At 63.3% G+C, this 3289-nt stretch carries 4 protein-coding genes; all 4 read left to right on the top strand.

Annotated elements, in window-relative coordinates:
* Window positions 1–16 precede the first annotated feature (16 nt).
* Window positions 17–871 carry an FAS1-like dehydratase domain-containing protein gene (locus tag U4Y90_RS35845; RefSeq protein WP_321801862.1) on the top strand — a complete coding sequence of 285 codons (855 nt, stop codon included), beginning with the start codon at window positions 17–19 and terminating at the stop codon, window positions 869–871.
* 34 nt (window positions 872–905) lie between these two features.
* Window positions 906–2102: a CaiB/BaiF CoA-transferase family protein gene (locus tag U4Y90_RS35840; RefSeq protein WP_321801860.1), complete on the top strand. Its 1197-nt coding sequence runs from the start codon at window positions 906–908 to the stop codon at window positions 2100–2102.
* 3 nt (window positions 2103–2105) lie between these two features.
* The gene (locus tag U4Y90_RS35835; protein WP_321801859.1) at window positions 2106–2960 is read left to right on the top strand and encodes a CoA ester lyase; all 855 of its coding nucleotides are present in this window, start codon (window positions 2106–2108) and stop codon (window positions 2958–2960) included.
* 56 nt (window positions 2961–3016) lie between these two features.
* The coding region (locus U4Y90_RS35830) for an NAD(P)/FAD-dependent oxidoreductase (protein ID WP_321801857.1) at window positions 3017–3289 on the top strand (273 nt) is incomplete at its 3' end.

The raw sequence follows: 3289 nt of genomic DNA, 5'->3' as shown, positions 1-3289 counted from the left end.
TCCCTGGTAGAGCGCGATGCATACGAGCCTCAAAAATCCCGATTCCTACGATGCCTGGGCCGGCCGCAGCGAAGAAAGTGCGGATCATGTCACCGAGGCGCCTGTGCGCCTCATGCAGGCCACGCTGGACTACCCCGATCCGGCGAAGTTGCCCGCCGAACTGCCGCCGTTGTGGCATTGGCTCTATTTTCTGCCGGGCGAGCGTCAATCCAACATCGGCCTGGACGGGCATCCCCAGCGCGGCGGCTTTCTTCCGCCGATCACCCTTCCGCGGCGCATGTGGGCGGGAGGACGGCTGCAGTTTCTGCGTCCACTGACGTTGGGCGAGCCAGTACACCGCGTATCGACGATCAAAAGCATCCAGACCAAGTCCGGGCGCAGTGGGGAACTGGTGTTCGTGACCGTGCTGCATGAAGTCGCCGACGCCAAGGGCCTCGCGATCCGCGAGGAGCAGGACATCGTCTATCGCGATGCACCGGTGCCGGGCGCGCCCGCGCCACAGCCTGCTGCGGCTCGGTCCGACGAACAGTTCAGCCGCACGGTCACCCCCGACCCCGTGCTGCTGATGCGCTATTCGGCGCTGACCTTCAATGGCCATCGCATTCACTATGACCGTCCCTATGCGATGCAGGAAGAAGGCTATCCGGGACTCGTCGTGCATGGGCCGCTGATCGCGACACTGCTCATGGAGGAGCTGCGTCGGGGTCATCCGCAAAGGACAGTTCGCAGCTTCGAATTCAAGGCAGTCGGTCCTTTGTTCGATACCGCGCCGTTCGCGCTCAACGGCAAGCTCGAGGGTGCGACGGCAAGACTGTGGGCGCGCGGTCCTCAAGGCCAGCTGGCGATGCAGGCCAGCGCAGAACTCGAATGAGACCGAGACGATAACCCGAGAGACGATACAAGCAATGTCAGAACCCAACCGTAGTGGCCCGCTCAGCGGCATGACCGTCATCACTCTGGAACACGCGATCGCCGCGCCGTTCTGCACACGCCAGCTCGCCGACCTCGGTGCGCGCGTGATCAAGATCGAGCGGCCCGGTGTCGGCGATTTCGCGCGCGCCTATGATCACCGCACGCGCGGTCTGGCCTCGCATTTCGTCTGGACCAATCGCTCCAAGGAAAGCCTGACGCTGGACCTCAAGCAGTCCGCCGCGCTCGAAGTGCTGGACGAACTGATCGCCCACGCCGACGTGCTGGTGCAAAACCTCGCGCCCGGCGCAGCGGCGCGAATGGGTCTGTCGTTCGAAACGCTACACGCGAAATACCCGAAGCTCATCGTCTGCGATATTTCGGGCTACGGCGCGGACGGACCCTACCGCGACAAGAAGGCCTACGACCTGCTGATCCAGAGCGAGGCCGCCTTTCTTTCCATCACGGGCACGCCCGAGGAGCCCAGCAAGGCGGGCAACTCGATCGCCGACATCGCGGCGGGCATGTACGCCTATACGGGCATTCTTAGCGCACTGCTTCAGCGTGGTATCAGCGGTGAAGGCTCGCATGTCGAAGTCTCCATGCTCGAAGCGCTGGGCGAGTGGATGGGCTTTCCCATGTACTACGCCTGTGACGGCCAGCCGCCGCCCGGGCGGAACGGCGCAGCGCATGCCACGATCTATCCCTATGGCCCATTCAAGGCTGGCGATGGCCGAGTCGTGATGCTGGGGCTGCAAAACGAGCGGGAATGGAAGCTGTTCTGCGACATCGTGTTGCGCCGTTCCGAACTCGCGACCGATCCGCGCTTCGACTCCAACGTGCGTCGAGTGGAAAACCGTGCGGTCCTGAAGGAAGTCATCGAACAGGGTTTTGCGAGTCTCACGGCGCCAGATGTCATCGCGCGCCTCGACGAAGCCCAGATTGCCAACGCCGCGGTCAATCAAGTGGGCGATCTGTGGATTCACCCGCAGCTCCACGCGCGCCAGCGTTTCCGTCCCATCGGCTCACCCGCAGGCGAATTGCAGGCGCTGCTGCCGCCCGCAACCGTCAGCACCTTCGATGCCCGCATGGATCCCGTGCCCGCGCTCGGCGAACACAGCGCGACGATTCTGCGCGAATTGGGGCGCTCGGATGCCGCCATCAGCAAATTGCAGGCTGACGGAGTGATCTGATCCATGCGCACAAAAACTGAGTCTCCCGTGTGCCATGCGCGCAGTCTGCTGTTTGTGCCGGCCACGAGACCTGAACGCTTCGCCAAGGCTTTGGGTTCGGGCGCGAATTGCATCATCATCGATCTGGAAGACGCCGTGGCCGATGACAGCAAGATCAGCGCGCGCGAGCAACTCTCACAGCACTTGCCTCAACTGACCCCTGCGCAATTGGCACGCACCCTGGTACGCGTCAACGCGGTAGACACGCGCTGGCACGACGCGGAGATTGCGCTGCTGCGAAACTGGGCGGACAAAGGCGTGACCGTGATGCTGCCAAAGTCCGATCACGCAGCCGCGATACGCGACGTGGCGCAAGCCCTCGGCCCCAAGGCGGCCATTGTGGCTCTGGTCGAGTCGTTGAGCGGTCTCGACGCAGCCGATTCGCTGGCGCGGGATCCTCAGGTGATACGTCTCGCCTTCGGCCATCTGGATTTTCAGTTGGACCTGGGCATGCACGCGTCGGCCGAGGAACCCGAACTGGCTTTCGCGCGCAACGCCTTGGTCGCGGCATCGCGCCGTGCGGGACTCACCGCACCCATCGATGGCGTGACGACCGACATCGGCAATACCGAGCGTCTGATTGCCGATGCCCGGCGCGCACGCGCGTTCGGCTTCAGCGGAAAGCTGTGCATACACCCGTCTCAAGTGGCCGGCGTGAACGAAGTGCTGGGCTATTCCGATGCTGAAAAGGCCTGGGCGCTGCGCGTTCTGGACGAGGCGGCGAAGCACGGTGGCGAAGCCTTCCGTCTGGAAGGTGTCATGGTCGATCTGCCGGTGATCCGCGCGGCCGAGGCGATCGTGGCAAGCATAGTTAAATGAGAGCCGAAAGCGCCTGATCAAAGGCGTGTGAGGCAAGATCCCCTGAAGACAACACAATGAATAGCGAAGACATTCTGGCCGAGTACGGACCGCGAGAGTCCATGGAGTACGACGTGGTGGTGGTGGGCGGTGGTCCCGGCGGCCTGTCGACAGCCATACGCATCAAGCAACGCGCGGCGGAAGAAGGCCGGGATGTCTCAGTCGTGGTGCTGGAAAAGGGATCCGAGCCGGGCGCTCACATCCTCTCTGGCGCGATCATGGATCCCAACGCACTGACCGAACTCTTTGCCGACTGGAAAGAGCGTGGGGCACCATTGAAGCAGCCTGTG

This window comes from Caballeronia sp. J97 (assembly GCF_905220305.1).
GTDB lineage: Bacteria > Pseudomonadota > Gammaproteobacteria > Burkholderiales > Burkholderiaceae > Caballeronia.
This window is presented reverse-complemented; position numbering and strand designations above follow the sequence as displayed.